Raw genomic sequence first — 20,460 nt, 5'->3', positions numbered from 1 at the left:
GCTCAGGGCGCCGGCACGCGGGCCAGCAGTTCCTGCACCAGGCGTTCGCCATCCCAGCCTTCAGCGGTGGCTTCGTAGCTGGGCAGCACGCGATGGCGCAGCACGTCGGCGGCCACCGCGCGCACGTCGTCAGGGGTGACGAAATCGCGGCCGGCCAACCAGGCGCGTGCGCGTGCGCAGCGTTCCAGGGCGATGGATCCGCGCGGACTGGCGCCCCAGGCGATGCGACGGCCCAGCGCGGGGTCGTAGCGGCTTGGATCGCGCGAAGCCAGCACCAGTTCCACCAGGTAGCGTTCCAGCGCCGGCGCCATGTGCAGGTCGAGCACCTGCCGCCGTGCATCGAACACGTCCTGCATCGGCAGCTTGTCCGGCGCCGGCGGCGCTTCACCCAGCGCGCCGCGAGCACGTTCGCGGGCCAGCCGCAGGATCTCCGCTTCGGCGGCCTGGTCGGGGTAACCGATGCGCACGTGCATCAGGAAACGGTCCAGCTGTGCTTCCGGCAGCGGGAAGGTGCCTTCCTGCTCGATCGGGTTCTGCGTGGCCATGACCAGGAACAGCGATGGCAGTGCATACGTATGGCGGCCCACCGTTACCTGGCGTTCGCCCATGGCTTCCAGCAGCGCCGACTGCACCTTGGCCGGGGCACGGTTGATCTCGTCGGCCAACAGGATGGGATGGAAGATCGGGCCGGGCACGAACTCGAAGCGGCCTTCCTGCGGGCGCCAGATCTCGGTACCGGTCAGGTCGGCCGGCAACAGATCGGGGGTGAACTGCACGCGGGCGAATTCGGTTTCCAGGCGCGCGGCCAAGGCGCGGATGGCGGTGGTCTTGGCCAGGCCAGGCGCACCTTCCACCAGCAGATGGCCATCGGCCAGCAGGGCAATCAGCAGGCGCTCGACCAGCGCGGCCTGGCCGACGATCTCGGCCGACAGGGCATCGCGCAGCGTGGCAAAGCCCGCATGCAGCCGCGACGTGGCCGGCGCGGGCGGCGGGGAGACGGTTTCGGGCATCGGCGGTGGCAGGTTCATGGGGGCCTTTGACCGGCGCAGGACGGCACGGGTTCCCCACATCATCGCAGGCTGGTCCGGGGATTGGATCAAGGATGGATGAATGGCCATCCACGCAGGGCACGGTTCTACAACGAAAAGGGGCCGCACGTGGCGGCCCCTCGCGTACATCCAGTGGCGCCGATCAGCTGCGCTTGGCCACGCGCAGCACCTTCGGGGTCACGAACACCAGCAGTTCCGCCTTGTCCTTGTTGCGGCCGCGCTTCTTGAACAGATTGCCCAGGAACGGCACGTCGCCCAGGAACGGCACCTTGCTGACGCTGTTGCGGTCGGTGAACTCGTACACGCCACCGATCACCACGGTCTGGCCATCTTCCACCAGCACGGCGGTGTTGACCTCGCGACGGTTGATGTTCGGCACCTGGCCGTAGCCTTCCAGCACGATGTAGCTCTCGACCTCGTCCTTCTTCACCGCCATGTTCAGGAACACGCGGTTGTCGTCGGTGATGGTCGGGGTGACCTTCAGCTCCAGCACCACTTCCTTGAACTGCACGTTCGGCGTGGCCGCGGCACCGGTGCCACCACCACTGATGGTGACGTAGCCGATTTCCTTACCCTGCTTGATCAGCGCTTCGCGCTGGTTGGTGGTCACCACGCGCGGGTTGGAGATCACTTCACCACGCGACTCTTCCTGCATGGCCGACAGCTCCACGTCCAGCAGGTAGCCGGCGTTGAGGATCGACAGGGCCAGCGAGCCGGGGTTGCTGGTGGAGGCCACCGGCAGGTTCCAGTTCAGGCCACGGGTGATGGCCGAGCTGATCGGCACCGGTGCCGGGCCGACACGGCCGCCGGCGATCCAGTCGCGCTCGGCCTTGGCATTGGTGGCATTGGCGTCGACCTGCGAATTGCGGGTCGCCAGGTTCGAATCCAGATCTCCACTGAAGTACACGTTGTCACGGCTGCCGCTGATGCCGAACTTCGCACCCAGTTCGCGGGCGAAGGTATCGGTGGCGATGACGATGCGGCTTTCGATCAGCACCTGGTCGACCGGGCGGTCGATCACCCCAATCAGCTCACGCATGCGCGCGATCTTCTTCGGAATGTCGCTGATCATCAGCGTATTGGTGCGCTCATCGGCCACGATGCGGCCGCGCGAGGAGAGGAAACCGCTCTCTTCCTGCGACGACGAACCACTGCCACCGCCCCCCTGGCCACCGCTGCCGCCGCCGCCGATGCCCTTGGCTTCGGTCAGCGCTTTGAAGATCTGCGTGGCGCTGTGGTAGTTGATCTGCACGTAATCGGTCACCAGGTCTTCGCGGTTCTCGATCGCAATGCGCGCGTCTTCCTTTTCCTGCTCGAACTTGGCCAGTTCGGCCTGCGGCGCCACCCAGATCACGCTGCCGTCGCGGCGCTTGTCCAGGCCCTTGGCGCGCAGCACGATGTCCAGTGCCTGGTCCCACGGCACATTGACCAGGCGCAGGGTCACGTTGCCCTGCACCGAATCGGAGGCCACCACGTTCAGGTTGGATTCTTCGGCGATCAACTGCAGCACGGTGCGCACCGGCACGTCCTGGAAGTTGAAGGTGACCGGCTTGCCGCTGTAGCCGCGCTGCGGAACGCCCTTGGCCGCCTGGCTGACGCTGCCGGCGGTGACCGCACCCACTGCGGCCGGCGCCTTGCGCGGGGTGATCTCCACCACGTACTCGTTGCCGCTCTGGTAAGCCAGCGATTCGACCGCACCGCCGGTGCTGAGCACCAGCTGGGTGCCGGCGCCGGACGGCTTGGCATCAATGCGCTGCACCGGCGTGGCGAAGTCGGTCACGTTCATCGGCTTCTGCAGGTTCGCCGGCAGCCGCGCGTTGCCCACATCCACGATCACGCTGTTGTCCTGCGTGCGCAGATCCGGGATGGCGCCCTGGCCGTCGAACTGGACGATCAGTCGGCCGCTGCCGTCATCGCCGCGCTTGAAGTCGATGCGCGACACCGCCAGGCTGGCCGGCGCGGTGGCCGACGCAGCAACGGTGGTGGTGGCCGGCTTTTCTGCCGGTGCGGCAGCCAGCGCCGGAGCGCAGGCCAGCATCAACGCGACTCCCAGCGCGCTGATGCGGTTCAAGGTAGAGCGCCGGATGGGTCGCAGCCCCTTGGCTTGGTGAAAAGTCATCGTGCTATCCCCAGTAAACGATCATTGATCTTCCAGCGCGAGCGTAGCCGGACGTTCCAGCCAGCCACCCGCGCCATCCGGCACCAGTTCGATCAGCTCCACGCGGTCTTCGAAGACCGCGGTGACCCGCCCGTCGCTCTGCCCCAGGTAGCCCCCCGGGCGCACCCGGTAGGTCACCTTGTCCGGCCCCATCACCAGCGCGACGGTCCCGCCGCCGGTGCCGATGGTGCCGACCATGTCCAGTGCATCCAGCGGGTACCCTTCCAGCGGTTCCTTGCGCCGGTTCGGGTCCGGGCGCAATCCGCCAGTCCCCTGCTGCGGATTGGTCCAGGCATCGGTGAACGGATCGCGCATGCCCTGCGCGGAATACTCGAAGGTCTCGAACTGCTGCATGACGGGCAGCGGCTCCAGCGGCTGCGCCGGGCGTGCGCGTTCGCTCTCGACCCACTTTTCAAGGTTGGGGGCATCGCCCGGCGTGCTGGTCACACCGCGGCCGCATGCGGCCAGCAGCAGTACCGCCATCGCCATGCCACCGCGTGCAATGAAGGAACGGATCACTTCTGCGCCTCCTTGCCTGCTTCGCCTGCTTCAGCCTTCTGCTGTTCCGCCACCTCGGTTTCATCCAGGTAACGGTAGGTCTTGACCGTACCGGACAGCACCAGCGCGCCGGCGCGGATGTTGCCGTTGGTCTTGTCGGCCGGTTTCAGGTTGATGTCGTGCATGGTCAGGATGACCACGCGCGGCAGCGAGGCCACGCCGCTGACGAACGCACCAAACTGGTGGTAGCTGCCCACCATGCTCAGCTTGATCGGCTTTTCGGCGTAGAACTCCTTGATCTGCTCTTCTTCCGGCTCGAACAGCTGGTTGGCCAGGCCGCTGGACAACGCGGTCTGCGAGATGTCGATGATCAGGTCGGGCATCTCGGTCTTGCTGGGCAGCTGGCGCAGCATCTGCTGCAGCACCTGTTCCATCTGTGCCAGCTGCTGCTTCAGCGGCTCCAGGTTGACCGCACGCTCCTGTTCCTTGGTGAACTCCTGGCGCAGGGTCGTTTCCTGGCTTTCCAGGGTCTGCAGCTCTTCGCGCTTGTCGCTGACCAGCAGCATCCACAGCACGAAGATGATGACCAGGGCGATCAGCGAGCAGAAGACAATCTTGGCGTTGCGCGGCCAGTTGCCGATGTCGTTGAAATCCAGGTTCTTCAGTTCGACTTTCTTGCTCATGCGCGGTCCCCCTGCGGCAGGGCATGGAAGGCCTGCGGCGGCTGGGCCAGGCGGCTACCCTCGGTCTTCGGCGCGGCCGGTTGTGCCGGTTGCGCTGCGGGGGTGGCCGGTGCGGCCGGTGCCTGCGGTGCCGGTGCCGGGGCATTGCCCGGGGCCGGTGCAGTGGCCGGAGCCGGCGCGGCGCCCGGTGCTGCCGGTGCCGCGGCATCCGGGCCCGCACTCAGCGGCGCCACGGTCGGCGCGGCCGGTGCACCCGTTGCCACGCTGCCGTCGGCGTTCAGGCCCGGCGTGGTCGACTCCTCGCTCTGCGCCGGCAGCTTCACCGTCACCTTGAACACGTACGGCAGCGCCTTGATGTCAGCCACCGGGCCCACCGGTGCGGCTTCCTTGTCTTTCTCCGGCTCGCTGGCCTTGATGATCGACAGTTCCGGGTTGGTCATCCAGCCGGACACTTCCAGGTTGCGCATGTAGGTGGACACGCGCGCGTTGGACTGCGTGCGGCCTTCCAGGGTGAGGGTGTCGCCATCCTGCTGCAGGGCGGTCAGCACCACACCATCGGGGATGGTGCGCACCAGCGCATCGAACAGATGCACCATCTGCGAGCGCTTGGCCTGCAGCTGTTCGATCACCGCCTTGCGGGCCAGCAGACGGTTCTTCTGCTCGTCCAGGCGGTCGATCTCGGCGTTCTGCGCCTTCACCTTGGTGATTTCGGCCTGCAGGTACGCGTTGCGGTCCATCTGGCCGCTCACCTGCATGTCGTAGTAGAACCAGACCAGCAACGAAAGCAGCACGCCGCCGAGTGCGGCCATGCCCAGCATGACCCCGAACTCGCGCTGGCGTTGCTTGCGCCGCTCGGCGCGCCAGGGCAATAGATTGATGCGTGCCATCAGTCGAAGCTCCTCAGTGCCAGACCGGTGGCGATCATCAGCGCCGGGGCATCCTGGGCCAGCGCCTGGGCCTGCACCTTCGGGCCCAGGGTCATCTGTGCCAGCGGGTTGGCGACCACGGTCGGCACACCCAGCTGTTCTTCGACCATTTCCGGCAGGCCCGCCAGCGCCGCGCAACCGCCGGCCAGCACGATGTGATCAACCCGGTTGAATTCGCTGCCCGCGTAGAAGAACTGCAGCAGGCGGCTGATCTGCTGCACCGTGGCTTCCTTGAACGGTTCCAGCACTTCCATTTCGTAGCTTTCCGGCAGCCCACCCTGGCGCTTGGCCAGACCGGCTTCCTCGTAGCTCAGGCCGTAGCGGCGCATGATCTCGTCGGTCAGCTGCTTGCCGCCGAACACCTGTTCGCGGCTGTACAGGCTGCGGCCGCCGCGCAGGACATTCAGGGTGGTCATGGTGGCGCCGATGTCGACCAGGGCCACCACGCCATCGCTGGATACCGGCAGTTCGCTGGCCACCAGGGCGAAGGCGTTCTCGACCGCGAAGGCCTCCACGTCCATCACCTTGGCCTGCAGGCCGCCCAGTTCCAGCGCCGACTGGCGCAGTTCCACGTTCTCCGACCGCGACGCGGCCAGCAGCACCTGGACAATTTCCGGGTTGTTCGGGATCGCCCCGATCACCTCGAAGTCCAGGTTCACTTCCTCGATCGGGTATGGAATGTAGTTGACCGCTTCCAGCTCGATCTGGGCTTCCATGTCGTTTTCGTCCAGATCGGCGGGCATCGGGATCACCTTGGTGATCACCGCCGAGCCGGCCACGGCAGCGGCGGCCAGCTTGGCCTTGCTGCCGGAGCGGTTCATCGCGCGGCGGATGGCCTCACCCACGGCCTCCACTTCCACGATGTTCTTCTCCACCACCGCATTCGGCGGAAGAGGTTCCACGGCGTAATGTTCCACGCGGAAACGGCTACCGCTGCGGGAAAGCTGCAAGAGCTTCACCGCAGTCGAACTGATGTCGACGCCTATGAGTGGCGACTGACTTTTTGGGATAAGCCCCACGGTTTCTCCCCTGCCGACGGGCACTTGGACACAAGAACTGTGTCCGCGCATTAATAACGTATTCTTAGCAAATGGCAACCACCCTGCTGTGAAGTCCCTCACAGGTTCACGATGCAGCCCCTGGCGTTTGTCGTTGCGTCCCCTGGTAGCGACCCCAGCCGCCACCGTGCGTAATCTATACTCTGCGACCACGAAATTCGCAATCGGAATCTGAACCCGATGACTCGACTCCGCCGCTGGCTGCGCTGGATCTTCCTTGTTGTACTGGTCCTGGCGCTGGTCGGAGCGGCCGCCGTGGGCGGCCTGTACTACGCTGTGTCTTCCAAGCTTCCCGACGTGCAGACCCTGCGCGACGTGGAAATGCAGGAGCCGATGTACGTCTACGCTGCCGATGGCAAGCTGATGGCGGTCTTCGGCGAGACCCGCCGTACCCCCATCACCATGAAGGACGTGCCGGACAAGCTGAAGAAGGCGTTCCTGGCCACCGAAGACGCCCGCTTCTATGAACACGGGGGCGTGGACTACAAGGGCATCGGCCGCGCGGTGTGGCTGCTGGCCACCACCAACGACAAGCGCGTGCCCGGTGGCTCCACCATCACCCAGCAGGTCGCCCGCCAGTTCTTCCTCAGTTCCGAGTACAGCTACACCCGCAAGCTGGCCGAGATCCTGCTGGCCCGCAAGATCGAGTCGGAGCTGAGCAAGGACGAGATCTTCGAGCTGTACCTGAACAAGAGCTTCTTCGGCAACCGTGCCTACGGTGTGGCGGCGGCGGCCGAGTTCTACTACGGCAAGAAGCTGAACGAGCTGGACCTGGATGAAATGGCCTCGCTGGCCGGCATCCCCAAGTTCCCCTCCTCCGGCAACCCGATCTCAAACCCGGAACGGGCCCGCCAGCGCCGCGACAACTACGTGCTGCAGCGCATGGCCGACCTGAAGTTCGTCACCCAGGCCGAGGCCGACGCGGCCAAGGCGGTGCCGATGCACGCCAGCGCGCACGAACCGCCGGTGCAGGTGGAAGCGCCCTACGTGGCCGAACTGGTGCGCCAGGAGATGATCGCCCGCTTCGGCGGCGATGTGGTCAACAAGGGGTACCACGTCACCACCACCATTGATGGCACGCTGCAGACCGCGGCCAACCTGGCCGTGCGTGACGGCCTGCTGCTGTACGACCACCGCCACGGCTGGCACGGCGTGGAAAAGCAGGTGACGCTGGGCGCCGGCGACGATGCCGCGGCCCTGGCCGAGCACCTGCGCGGCATGTACGGCCAGGCCGGCCTGCTGCCGGCCATCGTGGCCAGCACCGGCGCCGATGGCAGCGCCACGGTGGTCCTGGCCAACCGCAGCGAGATCGTGCTGCCGGCCGGCGCCGCCAAGTGGACCAACAAGACCCCCGGCAAGCTGGTGCAGCGCGGTGACATCGTGCGCGTGCGGGTCGGTGCCAAGGAAGGTGAGTGGCTGCTGGACCAGATTCCGCGCGGCCAATCCGCGCTGGTCTCGCTGGACGCCCACAGCGGCGCGCTGAAGGCGCTGGTGGGTGGCTTCAGCTTCTCGGGCAACAAGTTCAACCGTGCCACCCAGGCCCGCCGCCAGCCCGGTTCCAGCTTCAAGCCGTTTGTCTATGCGGCCGCCTTCGACAAGGGCTACAACCCGGCCTCGATCGTGCTCGATGCCCCGGTGGTGTTCCGCGACCGCCGCGGCAAGACCTGGGCGCCGCAGAACGACGGTGGCGGTTTCCGCGGCCCGATGCGCCTGCGTGAAGCGCTGGTGCAGTCGCGCAACCTGGTGTCGGTGCGCCTGCTCGACGGCATGGGCGTGGACTACGCGCGCAAGTACATCAGCGAGTTTGGTTTCGCCGAATCGGAACTGCCGCCGAACCTGTCGATGTCGCTGGGTACCGCCTCGCTGACCCCGCTGTCGGTGGCCCGTGGCTATGCCGTGTTCGCCAACGGCGGTTCGCGCGTGGACACCTGGCTGATCGACCAGGTGAACGACCGCGACGGCAACCTGGTGTTCAAGGAAAACCCGGCGCTGGCCTGCCGCGAGTGCGCCGGCAGCAGCGACCAGCCGGTGAACCAGGTGGTGGACGGCTTCAACTTCGGTGCCCCGGCGCCGAAGGTGGACCCGGCCGCCGCCAAGCCGGTTGCCGAGACGCCCGCCGCGCCGGCCAACCCGGATGCCCGCACCGCCCCGCGCGCCATCGATGCCCGCACCGCCTACCAGCTGGTGTCGATGATGCGCGACGTCGTGCAGCGCGGTACCGGTACTGCCGCCAAGGTACTGGGCCGTGAGGACGTGGGTGGCAAGACCGGTTCCACCAACGACCACCGCGACGCCTGGTTCTCCGGCTTCGGCGGCCCGTACGCCACCACCGTCTGGGTGGGCCGCGACGACTTCCGTTCGCTGGGTTACCGCGAGTACGGCGGCAAGGCCGCCCTGCCGATCTGGATCGACTACATGCGCGTTGCGCTGAAGGACACCCCGATCGCGCAGAACGAACCGCCGGCGGGCATGGTGCAGACCACGTTGAACGGTGCCACCGAGTGGGTGAAGGTGGAAGACATGGACCGCCTGACCGACTACGACCTGGACCTGCAGAGCACCCCGCAGGCCGACGCGGCCGCGTTCGATATCTTCTAACGCACGCATGGGTGGGGGCCAACCTTGGTTGGCCCCACGCAGCCCGGTAGCGGGCCAACCTTGGTTGGCCCTTCGCCGCTGGTAGCTGGCCAACCTTGGTTGGCCCTTCGCCGCTGGTAGCTGGCCAACCTTGGTTGGCCCTTCGCCGCCTGGTAGCGGGCCAACCTTGGTTGGCCCTTCGCCGCTTGGTAGCGGGCCAACCTTGGTTGGCCCTTCGCCGCTTGGTAGCGGGCCAACCTTGGTTGGCCCTTCGCCGCTTGGTAGCGGGCCAACCTTGGCTGGCCCTTCGCCGCCTGGTAGCGGGCCAACCTTGGTTGGCCCTTCGTGCCGACCAAGGTTGGCACCTACCACAGCGAATGCCGACCAAGGTCGGCACCTACCAGAGCGAATGCCGACCGAGCACGCGCATGTCACATCCCTGCGCTACTCTGTACCCAGGTCGCAACAGGAGTCATCGCATGCATCGCGCACGCCAGCATGCTGCCAGCCAGACCCGCGAGCGCCGCCATCGCCTCGCCCACGAAGCCGCCCGGCTCATGGCCGAAGGCGGTATCCGCGACTACCACCAGGCCAAGTTGAAGGCCGCCAGTCGGCTCGGCATCCACGACGATGCCTCCCTGCCCCGCAATTCCGAGATCGAAGACGCGCTGCGCGAACACCAGCGGCTGTTCGCCGGCCCCCAGCACAGCAGCCAGCTACACCGCCGCCGCGAAGCGGCGGTCAACGCGCTGGATTTCCTGCACGGCTTCGCCCCGCGCCTGGTCGGTCCCGTGCTGGACGGCACCGCCGACGCCAACAGCCCCGTGCAGCTGCACCTGCACAGCGATGATGCCGAGGCCGTGCACCGCTTCCTGGACGAACACTGCATTCCCGCCGAGTCGCGCACGCGCCGCCTGCGGCTGGACCGCGAGCGCAGCCTGGACGTCCCGGTATGGGTGTTCAGCGCCGAAGAACTGACCTTCGACCTGGCCGTGCTGCCCTACGATGCGCTGCGCCAGGCCCCCCTTTCACCGGTGGATGAAAAGCCGATGCGGCGAGCTTCGGCTGCGCAGGTGCGGCAGCTGCTAGCCGAAGACGAAGCCAGCAGCTACTTCGGCATGTGAGGCAGCGCCGGGCACGACCGGCGCTGCCCTCGCCCGACTACCACCGGTTGGGCGGCAGCTGGTCGCGATGCGTCACCCGCGCCAGCAGCGGCCATGGCTCCCGCGTGCGGGACTGCACCATCATGTTGCCGTGCATGCGCCGCAGCTGATGCAGTATCCACAGGTGGGCGTCCACATCGTCGAAACTGTCCGCCCAGCCATCGGCCAGGCGACTGCGCTCGCCGCCCAGCGCAGGCACCACGTGCTCGGGCACCTGCAGCACCGGCTCCAGCGCCTGCTGCACCTGCAGGCTTCGCTCGCCCGCTTCATGCAGGGTCTGGACGTACTCACGCACCACATCGCAGGGATACGGCGCGCATACGCCGGCCATGCCGATGTAGTCGGCAATGTCGGCCAGCATGTCCGCCTGCAGCTGCAGCGCTACCGGCACCTGGAGCACCTGCCGCACCCGGATGGCGCGCTCCGCACCGGCCACGATGCGCGCGTGGGTAGTGAACGGGGTCAGACCCCGACCATCGGCATAGCGCACCGCCCCCATCCGCCGATACGCCTCGATCGACAGCGCCTCCATGCGCACCTGCGCCGCCTGCGGATGGATGCGTGGCACCGTGGGATTGAGCGCGCGCCACTGCACCCAGCACAGGGTGGCCACGCACAGCCCCATGAGCGCGATGAGGAATGTAGTCTTGTTGACGTAGCGCCGGTAGTAGTGGAACTTCGCACGCCACACGTAATAGCGCCGGTAGCTGATGAAGCGGCTCACGTAGCGATAGTTTCGCATTTCCTGTTCCAGCAGACTGGAACGGCGCTGCGGTTCGGGGTTCTGCATGTCAGTGTTCATGGTTCACCAGCCAATGCCCAGACCCACGCCCATGGTGCGTTCACCGCTGTTGGTGAACGCGCCATTGAGGCTGAACGTGGCCGAGCCCTTCTCGTTGAGCACACGCTGGTAGCCCACTGCCATCGCGGACTCACCCTCGCTGTAGCCCACGCCCGCACCCAGGCGGTTGTAGGTGGCCAGGCCGGCGGTGTTCATCGCCATCGCGGTCTGCGCGCTGCTCATCGCCGCCATGCGGTTGAAGCGCTTGTCCATCTTGTCCAGGCGACGCTCGAAGTTGCTGATCGCACCATCGGTGTACTCGTTGGCACGGGCCAGCATCTTCTCCAGTTCAGCGGTATCGACCTGGGGCTTCGGGGTGTCTTCCTTCTTCGTCTTCGGCTGCGGTGCGGGTTTCTCACCCTCGCCGACCGACGCCACCTGCTGGCCGCCTTCGGCCTGCGGCACCGGGGCTTCCGGTTCGGGCACTGAAGCCACTGCCATTGCCTGCGGCGGCGGTGCATCGATGCGCTGCTCCAGCCCGTCCATGCGGCCGTTGAGCTGCTGCTGCATCGAGTGCAGCTGGCCGCCATTGACGGCATCACGACTGCCAGCCGCGATCAGGCCATTGGCCACGTTGGAAATGACCATGCCGTGGGTTCCGGCCAGGGTGAGCTGGTTGAGACCGTCGGCGCGGACCGAGGGCGTGTCCTGGAACACGCTGCGCAGCTGCGACTCGACCTGGTTCACCCGCGAGCGGTTGCTGACCACTGCGCCGTCGAGCGCTTCCAATGCACCATTGAGCGTGGACTGGGACTGGCCCTGCACGGTGAAGCTGGGGCCGACGATGTTGCCGTTGGCATCGACTTCACCGCCGAGCGCGGACAGCGCACCCCGTAGCTGGCCGACGGTGGCGGCGTTGTGGTTGGCGGTGCCGTTGGCGATGTTTACGAGGCGGCGTTTAAGATCGCTGTTTCCAAATGAAACAACGCCATTCTCACCGGCCACCGAACCTTGGCCCAAGGCAACACTCAATTGGGCGCCGGCCTCAACTACAGATCCCGTGCCCAGCGCCATTCCCCCTTTCTCGGCGACGTAGGATCCGGCTCCCAATGCGAAACCAGCTTCTGCGCTCTCCGCTACGGTCGCGGCACGCCCAAGTGCAACCGAATTCTTCGCGTGCGCCCCCGAGAATGCTCCTACTGCGGTGCCGCCCTCTGCAGTGACGGAAGCTACCGCACCATTTCCAAGTGCCACGCTGTACTGTCCAGCGCGCGCGGGAGCTGCCCCATCCTCCCTTCCAGTGTCAAAGAGCATGCTCTTTCTTTCAACCGCCAAAATGCGGAGATTCGAGGAGAACAGCTGACCTCCAGTCACAGCGTCATTGCTACCGGCGCCAAGGCTAGCATCAGCTATCCCAGTGACTCTTCGGTTAGCGCCATCGCTGTTCCGCACATCGATCAGGGCGCCACTGTTCCTTTCACCCAAACGGACAGTTCCCGTTTCTGCCACCTGCCCGACCAGACCACTCAGCGTGGATGTTTCAACCAGAGCCTTGGTCGATTCCAGTCTCGCAACATCCGCTGTACTTTGAGCAGCGATCACGTTTGCGTTTGTCTCGTTCAGCTGCGCACCATTGACGGCATCTCGGCTGCCGACCGACACATCTCCGTCCGACACGCCAGTCAAACGCGCACCGCCGAAGTCGATTGGGCCGCTAGCATCCAGTCCACGCATTGCATGTTCGCCGACCTCTCGCTCCTTTCGCATCGCCTCCAGATCATTCCGATTCTGCGAGATCTTCTGCTCTGCGGCGTACAGCTGGCTACCGGTTACAGCATCACGACTTCCTGGCGCCACTCGTCCATCAGCCAAGTTGGTCAGCACCATGCCGTTCGCGCCACTGAGCGCGATCTGGTTCATGCCATCGGTACGGGCCGACGGCGAGTCCTGGAAAATCGAGCTGAGCTGACCTTCGACCTTGTCCGCACGGCGGCCTACGGTGATGACGGCGCCATCAAGCGCCATCAATGCGTCTTCGACCGAGTTCTGCGTTCCGGCCTGTACCGAATAGGTTGGGGCGATGATATTTCCGCTGGCGTCCATGCCTGCTCCGCCGCCAAGGGTAGCGAGGGAGTCTTTGAGCTGGGAGACGGTAGTGGCATTGTGGTCGGCAGCACCTCGAGCAACGTTCACTAAGCGGCGATAAGCAGTTGCGCTTCCAAATGATGCAACGCCAGCCTCATTCGCTTGCGAGCCTTCACCGATCGCCAGTGATCCATCCGCCCCTTTCCCAACCTTCGCTCCAGCGCCAATCGCAACTCCCCCCCTTGCACCACCCTCCGAAATACCGACCTCAGCGCCCGCCCCAAGGGCAAAGCCATTGTCGGAACCTTCATGTACCGTTGAAGCACGTCCAACGGCCACCGAATTTCTACCCAGTGACTTCGAGTGTGTTCCCACTGCAGTCCCACCCTCGCTGCCTGTCTTAGCCGAATTACCTATAGCGACACCCAGTGGTCCTGCCTCAGCAGGTTCGCTGGCAGGAGCCGCACCGATGCTCACGAACTGACTTACGTCCTCTAGAGCTGATACCCGTGAATTGGTTGAGTAGAGCTGTTTCCCAGACACAGCTTCAGCGCTGCTGGCGTTCAACAAGCCATCCGCCACACCACTGATCTTCCGGTTGGCATTGGCGCTATTGCGAACATCCAACGTCGTTCCGCTGTTCCTTTCGCCCAGACGCACATTGCCAGTCGCAGACACTTGTGCCACAAGCCCGCCAAGCGCTGCAGTCTCGATCAACGCCTTGGCTGCATCCGTCTTTGCCGCCGCCGCCTCTGTGCCCGCAGCTATGGCAATACTCTCCACCGCCGCCACCTTGTCATTAGTGGCATTGAGCTGCCTGCCGTTGACGGCCTCAAAGCTGCTGTCGCTGACCACCCCATCGGCCACGCCGGTCAGTTTCCGGTTCGCATTGGCGCTATTGCGCACATCCAACACCGTTCCGCTGTTCTTTTCACCCAAGCGGACATTGCCGGTTGCAGACACCTCCCCGACCAGGCCGCCCAGCGTCACCACCTGAGTCAGCGCGTTGCTCGCATCAGATTTGGCCTCTCCCGCAGCCGCCAGCGCCTTGCTGGCATCGGCCTTGGCCGCATCCGCAGCGGTCTGCGCCTTGATGACATTGCCATTGGTCGTGTTGAGCTGGCGTCCGTTCACGGCTTCGGTGCTGGTCGTCGTCAGCGCGCCGTCGGACACGCCACTCACCTTGCGCGTGGCCAGCACCGCATTGCGCATGCTGACTTCCGAGCCGGTATTGCTGTTGGCGATGCGCACGATGCCACCTGCGGAATCCTGCTTGATCATGCCGTCAACCCGCTCGTTCATGGCATGCAGCTGCTTGCCGGTGACCGCATCGGTGCTGGAGGCGGTGACACGACCATCGGCCACGTTCACGATGCGACGGCGCACCGAGGCGCTGCCTACCGACACCGTATTGGCTTCCGTGGCCACCGAGCGAACACCCAGGGCTACGGCGCCCTGTGCGGAGGCAGACGCCGCATAGCCCAGCGCAACGCCGTCCGTAAGGGCACGGCTTTCACCGCCGATGGCGATGGCACCGGTGTAACCCCAGCTCCCCGCGCGAGCACCACCACCGATGGCGACGCCACCCGCGCCCGCACCGGTGTCGACCATTGCCTTGCTTCCCAGCGCCACTCCATCTACACCGTTGGACAATGCGTTGGCACCCAGCGCCACCGCATTCTCCTTTTCCGCGCTGGAGCCGCTGCCAAGGGCCACCGCATTCTGCCGGGTGGCTGCAGCATCGTTGCCCACGGCCGTAGCCCCAAGTGCTCCGGTGTATGCGTTGGCACCTATTGCCAGTGCGTGGCCGCCATTGGCACTGGCGTTGTACCCAAAGGCAACACTATCGACGCCACTGGTCCGTGCCTTGAAGCCAAACGCGGCGCTGTTCTGCCCGTCAATCCGGGCGCCGATACCAAATGCGGTAGTGCCATCGCCCTTCATGTTGACGCCTGCGCCGTAGCCAAGCGAGTTCAGGCCGTTGGTCAGCGCATAGCCGACGAACATGGTGTCGTCGTAGCGACCTGTGATGGGCGAACAGGAGACAAACTCGCTATTTCCCAGATTGAAGGGATCACACCCAATGTAGTAACGGGTCTTGGCGTGCGCCTCCCCGCCCACCAACAGCAGCGCGATCATCAGCATTCCGCCGGCGCTGACTGCACGGCTGGATTTCCTGCCGCAGGCCCGGGTCAGTTCGCTGGCTACGTCCCAGCAGCCTTTGGCGTGGTTCCAGATACGACGATAGATTCGATTCATGTGTTTCTCCTTAACAGGACAAGGAAAGTGAGGCCCCGTGCCAGGCACGGGGCGGGCAAAGTGCGGGCTCAGGTTGTTGTCGGCGCGATTGTCCGCACGTGTTCGCGATAGCCATCGCGGGTGAGCCGGTAGCGCAGCTGCAGCGAGTTGCCCGGCTGAAGCTGGAACGGCAGCGTCAGTGCGGCATCGGGATAGAGGCTGTGCGACACGGGATGTGGCGTGCAGGCACCCGCGGCCGTGCACTGCTCGGCACCGATGATTCCAACGCGCAACGTGCCGGTGTTGTGCAGCGTGTTGTCCTGGAGGCGCAGGTCCACCACACCGTCGTCGGGGGTGACGTTGACCAGCGCCCCCCAGACCAGGCTGACGCCGATGTTTGCCTGTGCGCCTTCGCCGTCTTCGAGGGGAGCGTCATCCGGCCCGCGCACGCCTTCGAAGTAGAGGCGGTAGGCCGTTTCCTTCTGGACCTGCTGCAGCGGAATCACCCGGATCAGGCGGTTGCCACCGCCGGAAAGTGCGAACTTGCCGGGGGTGATGGCAATCGCCGCATCCGAGGCCTCCATCTCCTGTTCTTCTTCGGCAGGCGTGGCGGGATTGACGATGCGCCGCAGGCGGGTCTGCACGTACTGCGGAATGGTCGACTGCGAGTACACACGTATCTGGGTGCCGCGCTTGGCATCCACCGCTGCGCGCATCGGGTGAATGGAAAGGTTGGCGTGTGCCGGCAGTGCAAGCAGGGCGCTCACCGGCAGCAGGCAGAACAGCAGCTTCTTCATGGCAGGCTCCTCGGGATCAGGGTTTGGCAGTGGGGACATCGAGCACCACGGTCAGCTCGCCCTCGTACAGGCCGGGGCGCTGGCTGGCGATAGGGGTGGGCGGTGTTTCCAGGGTCAGCGGCGTCGGCACGCAGTACACCGGCTGGCTGATGCCCGGCAGCATCACCAGCCGCAGCTGTGCGCTGTCGATACCGCGCAGCTGCTGCTTGACGTTGTGCTTCATCGCCAGGCGATGGCCGCCGTAGTCCAGGTGGACCCGGTAGTCCAGGCGCTGGCTGGCATCGCTGCCGCCATCGCGGTGCCAGAGCGAGAAGTCCGACCCCGCAGGTGGGCGTGGACCGCTGTCGCGAACCGTGACGTCGAGGTATTCGCTCTGCGAACCCAGGCCGTCGTACAGGCACATATCCAGCTGTTTCCTGCCACCCACCACCTTCTGGATGGGGTTGTAGCGCAGATCGAGATTGACCAGCGGCGCGACGGTGTCGAAGGTCGGGAAGTAGATCGAGATCGCGTCGTAGTCGGTGACGGTGAAATCGAAGTTGAAGGTGGCTGTGGCGACGGGTGCTGCGGTGGGATCGGCCTTGATGTTCAGGCGCATCGTGGCCTTCCAGTGGCCTGCGACGAGTCTGGAGAGCTCGGTCGCTGGGATTTCCAGATATACGCCTGTACCAACTGGCTGGCCGGAACTGCATATGTACCAGAACGACGCATTCAACTGCCTTCTGAGCGTGTCCCAGTAGTCGATAGCGCAAACCCAATCCGACATGACTCTCTGTAAATATCCCTGCGCCCGAAGCTCGCTACGTAGGCCAGTCCTCTGCTCCACGAACAGCAGATCGACATTGCTACTGCCAAGTGACACTCCCGGTTCACCATCAAGAGGGCACCGACCGAATTCACTGTCAGAAGCAGACTCACAAACCACATGGATCTGCCCATACTTCAGCGCCAGGTCGTGACTGAATCCCAACACCGTCCGCGGCGCCCACAACTCCACATCACCCGGTACCGCCGAGCGATCCCAGCTCATTACGATGTCCCGGCTCTGGTCGGCCGGATGCGTTTCCGGCGGCCACTGCGCCCACGCCCGCGGCATCACCAGCACCAGCGCACACACCAGCATCAACACGAACATCCAACGCCGGTTCATGGCGTACCTCCTGCAGCAGCGGTCCGGGGCGTGGCGGCAATCAACGCGCGTTCCTGCAGCAGCCGGGTCACGCGGGCCTGCTGGCGGATCTCGGCCGGCAGCTGGGCCACGGCCAGCGGCTCGCAGTGCACGGCACCTACCAGCAGCACCACCTGGCGGCGCTCGCGCACCTGCAGCGGGCATTGCAGCAGGCGGTCGCCCTGCAGCAGGTACAGCGTCGTTTCGCGACGCGGGAAATCGGCGACGAAGCCGCCGTTGGCGCTGGTGCCGGGCACCGGCGCGTTGAGAATGCGGGCGCCGCCCAGCGGCGCACCGGCCAGGTCACGGGCATGGCCGATGAAGGTGTAGGTCACTTCGATCGGCACCGGCATGCGCAGCAGCCGTCCCGGCGTCAGGAACATCGGCCGTGCACCGCCCACGCCGGTCACGCGGATGGCGGCGATGCTGTCCAGCGTGCTGGCGTCCTGCACTTCGGCACGTTGCGATTGATAGGCCGGCAGCGGCAGCAATCGGCGTTCGCCGATCTGCAGGCGTTGCCTGCGCAGCCCGCCCACCTGCAGTTCGGCGGCCACGCCGCGCAGGTCTGCGTCATCGGTATCGGCTATCTGCACGGCAAGGCCGGCATCGGCGCCGTTGGCACCGCTCCAGTAAAAGCCGCGACGGCCGAGCGCGAAGCCGGAACTGTGTGCGCCGCTGTAGCCGGTTTCGCTGCGGCCACGCTGCTGGTAGCGTGCCACGCTGGCGCTGGTGTGACCGATGCCATTCTGCAGCTGGCCGCCCAGTGAAGCGCTGTAGCGCTCGTTGTTGTTGGCGCGCAGCTCGCCGGACAGCTCGCGATACAGTGTGTCCAGTTCCTGGCGCAGGCTCTGGCCGATGCTGTAATCGATCGCCGGGCGCTGATGCTGCGGCTGGCGCACATCCACGGCATAGCGGCGCTGTCCATCGCCGGCAGCACTGCGGTGCCGACGGCTCAGGCTGAGGTTGACGTAGATGCCACGGTCGCGCTCGGTGCTGCCACGTACGCTGTCGGTGCTGTGCTGCCGCCACACGCCCACGCGCGTGGAGACGCTGAAATCCTGCCAGCGATGGCTGCGGCTGAAGCTGGCCTGCCAAGTGCGGCTGAGCAGCGGCTCGCGGCGGGGTTCCAAAGGCCCCGGCGGCAACAGCGGCTCAAGCCCGAACAACGGATCCTGCTCGAACTGCGGCCGGTGCCAGCCGGTGCGCCAGGTCTGGCGCCGGGTGTAGCCCACGTAAACATTGCCGCCCGCCAGCGGCAGCGACATCGAGCCACTGAGCGCATTGGTGCACCCCAACTGGTCGCGCGCCTCGGCCTCGAACTGGCAGGCCTTGCCACGCATGCGCTGCTGGTAGAGATTCCACGACGCCGTGCGTCGGTACGACAGCTGGCGCTGCTGCCCATTGCTGCCGTCGCTGCCGCGCATGCCGCTGAAGGTGGCGCGTACTTCCTGCGTGGCCATCACCCGGCGCAGGTCCAGGCGCAGCTCGCCGTAGCGGTGCCCGCCGAGCGTGGCGGCACCGGCGGTCATCGCCGCGTCGCGGCCCAAGGGCACGCGCACGCCGGCCATCGCGATGCGCTCGCCATCGAAAGCGTCGCTGCGGCGTTCGTTGCGGTGGCCGCCCTGCACGAACCATTGCCACTGGCTGTTGGTCCAGTCGCCGCCTTTGTCGAAGGGCGCCTCCTCGGTGCGCACCAGCACACCGTCCTCGTAGATGCGCATGCGGACCAAGTAGTTGCCGAACGGGAAATTGCGGGTGTCGATCTGGTTGATGCCGGCCTGCAGGTAGAAGGTCTGCAGCAGGCGCTCGCCATCGAACACGTCCACCCGCGCATCGCGTGCCAGCAGCACGGTCAGTGGGCTGGCCTGCACCGCCGCGTCGGTGTCCACATAGGCCTGGGTGGTACCCAGGCGTGCGCCCTGGAAGCGGTCCAGCGGCAGCATGCTGAAGCTGAAGGTGCCGCCCTGCGGGCTGGACAGGTTGCGGCGGTCCATGCGCCCGGCCTGCAGGTAGTGCGCCGGCCCCAGGTCGTGGCGGTAATAGACGTTGTCGAACTGGAAATCGTCGTCGCTGTGGCTGCGATAGCGCTGCTGGTTGTAGTACCACTCGGCCGACAGGTGGCCGCGATCGAACAGGCCCAGCGTGCCGACGCCGCGTGCCGACAGCGACTGGTAATCACGGCCACCACTGAGGTTGAGCGTCTGCTGATGCAGGAACGCGTTCTCGGCATTGGCGGTGACCGTGTGGAAACGCTCGGCGGCAGGCTTGCCTGGAATCCACTGGCGCGCCACGAACAAGCGCACCGCGCCCTCGCCTTCGTCATACAGCGCGCGCACCTCGTCGGGAGCTTCCGGCGGATCGATGTAGCCGCAGCCGGCGCTGGCACCACCGAAGCGGCAGGCCAGATGGCTGTTGCGCGGCAGCGGCTGCGACAGCGCAGGCAGCAGGGTGGCCTGCGCCTCGGCAGGCAGGTCCAGTGACTGCAGCACGCGCGCGGGATCTTCCAGCTGCACGTGCTCCAGGGTCACGCGCACCGGCGACAGCCCGGCCGAGCGGCCGAACAGCTGGATGTCGAGTTGTTCGGTCTGGCCTTCGACCAGATCTTCAAAACCGGGCGGGACGCCGCGCGCGGCCGCCAGCGGAGTGGACAACGCCAGGGCGAGCGCGACCGCCAGCCGGGTGACGGCGGGGGCGTGTAAGGTCATGGGGGTATCGCTGCAAGCGGCCGGCCCGGAACGCGGGCCGGCGCGGGGGATTACGGCGTGGTCGCCTTCTGGTTCAGCACGACGTTGACCAGGCCGCTGTACGCGCCCTTGGTGAGGATCGGCCCCGGCGTGGTCTGTGCGATGGTCAGCGGCATCGAGATCGAGGCGCCCGGGGTCGAGCCCGCACCGTTGAACAGGTCTGCGGCCTTGTATTCGATGGCGGCCGCACCCAGCGCGCGATTGTTCAGGCTGATGGTCATCGGCACGGTCACGGCGCCGGTCTCGTTGGCGAGGAAGAAAGTGCCATCGATGCGCGCTTCGATGTCCGCGGTTTCATCGTTGGAGTGGATGCGCACGCGCTGCGTGTTCGGAATCAGGCCGCGCAGCGGATCGTGGGTCAGGGTGACCATGTCCGGCAGCGGGGTGCCGTCGTCGCGCAGCAGCGCCAGGGTCGGGTCGACGTCGGCGTAGACGGAGATCTTGGTTTCCACGGCGTGCGCGGACAGCGAAGCAGTGGCCAGCGCTGCAGCGAGCGCGGCCTTCTTGAAGATGTGCATGAGTGTCTCTCTCGGAC

Annotated in this window: 14 protein-coding genes; 2 read left to right on the top strand and 12 right to left on the bottom strand. The window is 65.9% G+C overall.

Annotated elements, in window-relative coordinates:
* Window positions 1-2: 2 nt before the first annotated feature.
* The 6 genes from AC06FA_RS05870 to AC06FA_RS05845 form a co-directional block, all read right to left on the bottom strand.
* Window positions 3-1,028 (bottom strand): AAA family ATPase, encoded by a 1,026-nt coding sequence (locus AC06FA_RS05870; protein ID WP_478067486.1) that lies wholly within the window; start codon window positions 1,026-1,028, stop codon window positions 3-5.
* Window positions 1,029-1,191: 163 nt separating this feature from the next.
* Window positions 1,192-3,168 carry a type IV pilus secretin PilQ gene (locus AC06FA_RS05865; RefSeq protein ID WP_478067485.1) on the bottom strand — a complete coding sequence of 659 codons (1,977 nt, stop codon included), beginning with the start codon at window positions 3,166-3,168 and terminating at the stop codon, window positions 1,192-1,194.
* Window positions 3,169-3,189: 21 nt separating this feature from the next.
* The gene (locus AC06FA_RS05860; protein ID WP_478067517.1) at window positions 3,190-3,696 is read right to left on the bottom strand and encodes a pilus assembly protein PilP; all 507 of its coding nucleotides are present in this window, start codon (window positions 3,694-3,696) and stop codon (window positions 3,190-3,192) included.
* A 26-nt stretch (window positions 3,697-3,722) separates the two neighbouring features.
* Window positions 3,723-4,388: a type IV pilus inner membrane component PilO gene (locus AC06FA_RS05855; protein WP_478067484.1), complete on the bottom strand. Its 666-nt coding sequence runs from the start codon at window positions 4,386-4,388 to the stop codon at window positions 3,723-3,725.
* A complete protein-coding gene (locus AC06FA_RS05850; protein WP_478067483.1) occupies window positions 4,385-5,275 on the bottom strand; it encodes a PilN domain-containing protein in 891 nt (296 codons plus the stop codon). Before AC06FA_RS05850 ends, AC06FA_RS05855 begins: the two co-directional genes overlap by 4 nt.
* On the bottom strand, window positions 5,275-6,333 hold the full coding sequence (locus AC06FA_RS05845) for a pilus assembly protein PilM (RefSeq protein WP_478067482.1): 1,059 nt from the start codon (window positions 6,331-6,333) through the stop codon (window positions 5,275-5,277). The genes AC06FA_RS05850 and AC06FA_RS05845 overlap by 1 nt, the downstream gene beginning before the upstream one ends.
* A 219-nt stretch (window positions 6,334-6,552) precedes the next feature.
* Between AC06FA_RS05845 and AC06FA_RS05840 the strand changes: the two genes are divergently transcribed.
* Entirely contained in the window at window positions 6,553-8,970 is a 2,418-nt protein-coding gene (locus AC06FA_RS05840; protein WP_478067481.1) for a penicillin-binding protein 1A, read from the top strand.
* A 458-nt stretch (window positions 8,971-9,428) separates the two neighbouring features.
* Window positions 9,429-10,073, top strand: coding sequence for a hypothetical protein (locus tag AC06FA_RS05835; protein ID WP_478067479.1), 645 nt, complete (start codon window positions 9,429-9,431; stop codon window positions 10,071-10,073).
* Window positions 10,074-10,110: 37 nt separating this feature from the next.
* On the opposite strand, the gene AC06FA_RS05830 is transcribed toward AC06FA_RS05835, so the two are convergent.
* From AC06FA_RS05830 to AC06FA_RS05805, 6 genes are all read right to left on the bottom strand, one after another.
* The gene (locus AC06FA_RS05830) at window positions 10,111-10,914 is read right to left on the bottom strand and encodes a hypothetical protein (protein WP_478067478.1); all 804 of its coding nucleotides are present in this window, start codon (window positions 10,912-10,914) and stop codon (window positions 10,111-10,113) included.
* Window positions 10,915-10,917: 3 nt separating this feature from the next.
* Window positions 10,918-15,237, bottom strand: coding sequence for an ESPR-type extended signal peptide-containing protein (locus AC06FA_RS05825; protein WP_478067477.1), 4,320 nt, complete (start codon window positions 15,235-15,237; stop codon window positions 10,918-10,920).
* 68 nt (window positions 15,238-15,305) lie between these two features.
* The gene (locus tag AC06FA_RS05820) at window positions 15,306-16,013 is read right to left on the bottom strand and encodes a pilus assembly protein (RefSeq protein WP_111205127.1); all 708 of its coding nucleotides are present in this window, start codon (window positions 16,011-16,013) and stop codon (window positions 15,306-15,308) included.
* Between the two features lie 16 nt (window positions 16,014-16,029).
* The gene (locus AC06FA_RS05815; protein ID WP_478067476.1) at window positions 16,030-17,163 is read right to left on the bottom strand and encodes a CfaE/CblD family pilus tip adhesin; all 1,134 of its coding nucleotides are present in this window, start codon (window positions 17,161-17,163) and stop codon (window positions 16,030-16,032) included.
* A complete protein-coding gene (locus AC06FA_RS05810; RefSeq protein ID WP_478067475.1) occupies window positions 17,160-19,886 on the bottom strand; it encodes a TcfC E-set like domain-containing protein in 2,727 nt (908 codons plus the stop codon). Before AC06FA_RS05810 ends, AC06FA_RS05815 begins: the two co-directional genes overlap by 4 nt.
* Window positions 19,887-19,936: 50 nt before the next feature.
* Window positions 19,937-20,443 carry a CS1 type fimbrial major subunit gene (locus AC06FA_RS05805; RefSeq protein ID WP_478067474.1) on the bottom strand — a complete coding sequence of 169 codons (507 nt, stop codon included), beginning with the start codon at window positions 20,441-20,443 and terminating at the stop codon, window positions 19,937-19,939.
* Between the last annotated feature and the right edge of the window lie 17 nt (window positions 20,444-20,460).

It is taken from the genome of Stenotrophomonas sp. Steno-C17 (assembly GCF_056393165.1).
This window is presented reverse-complemented; position numbering and strand designations above follow the sequence as displayed.

Excerpts from the sequence above, each read along its gene's own strand:
- AC06FA_RS05815 (WP_478067476.1), bottom strand. The coding sequence starts at position 17,163 with ATGAACCGGCGTTGGATGTTCGTGTTGATGCTGGTGTGTGCGCTGGTG.
- AC06FA_RS05810 (WP_478067475.1), bottom strand. The coding sequence starts at position 19,886 with ATGACCTTACACGCCCCCGCCGTCACCCGGCTGGCGGTCGCGCTCGCC.
- AC06FA_RS05825 (WP_478067477.1), bottom strand. The coding sequence starts at position 15,237 with ATGAATCGAATCTATCGTCGTATCTGGAACCACGCCAAAGGCTGCTGG.
- AC06FA_RS05870 (WP_478067486.1), bottom strand. The coding sequence starts at position 1,028 with ATGAACCTGCCACCGCCGATGCCCGAAACCGTCTCCCCGCCGCCCGCG.
- AC06FA_RS05830 (WP_478067478.1), bottom strand. The coding sequence starts at position 10,914 with ATGAACACTGACATGCAGAACCCCGAACCGCAGCGCCGTTCCAGTCTG.
- AC06FA_RS05855 (WP_478067484.1), bottom strand. The coding sequence starts at position 4,388 with ATGAGCAAGAAAGTCGAACTGAAGAACCTGGATTTCAACGACATCGGC.
- AC06FA_RS05805 (WP_478067474.1), bottom strand. The coding sequence starts at position 20,443 with ATGCACATCTTCAAGAAGGCCGCGCTCGCTGCAGCGCTGGCCACTGCT.
- AC06FA_RS05860 (WP_478067517.1), bottom strand. The coding sequence starts at position 3,696 with ATGGCGATGGCGGTACTGCTGCTGGCCGCATGCGGCCGCGGTGTGACC.
- AC06FA_RS05840 (WP_478067481.1), top strand. The coding sequence starts at position 6,553 with ATGACTCGACTCCGCCGCTGGCTGCGCTGGATCTTCCTTGTTGTACTG.
- AC06FA_RS05835 (WP_478067479.1), top strand. The coding sequence starts at position 9,429 with ATGCATCGCGCACGCCAGCATGCTGCCAGCCAGACCCGCGAGCGCCGC.
- AC06FA_RS05865 (WP_478067485.1), bottom strand. The coding sequence starts at position 3,168 with ATGACTTTTCACCAAGCCAAGGGGCTGCGACCCATCCGGCGCTCTACC.
- AC06FA_RS05820 (WP_111205127.1), bottom strand. The coding sequence starts at position 16,013 with ATGAAGAAGCTGCTGTTCTGCCTGCTGCCGGTGAGCGCCCTGCTTGCA.
- AC06FA_RS05850 (WP_478067483.1), bottom strand. The coding sequence starts at position 5,275 with ATGGCACGCATCAATCTATTGCCCTGGCGCGCCGAGCGGCGCAAGCAA.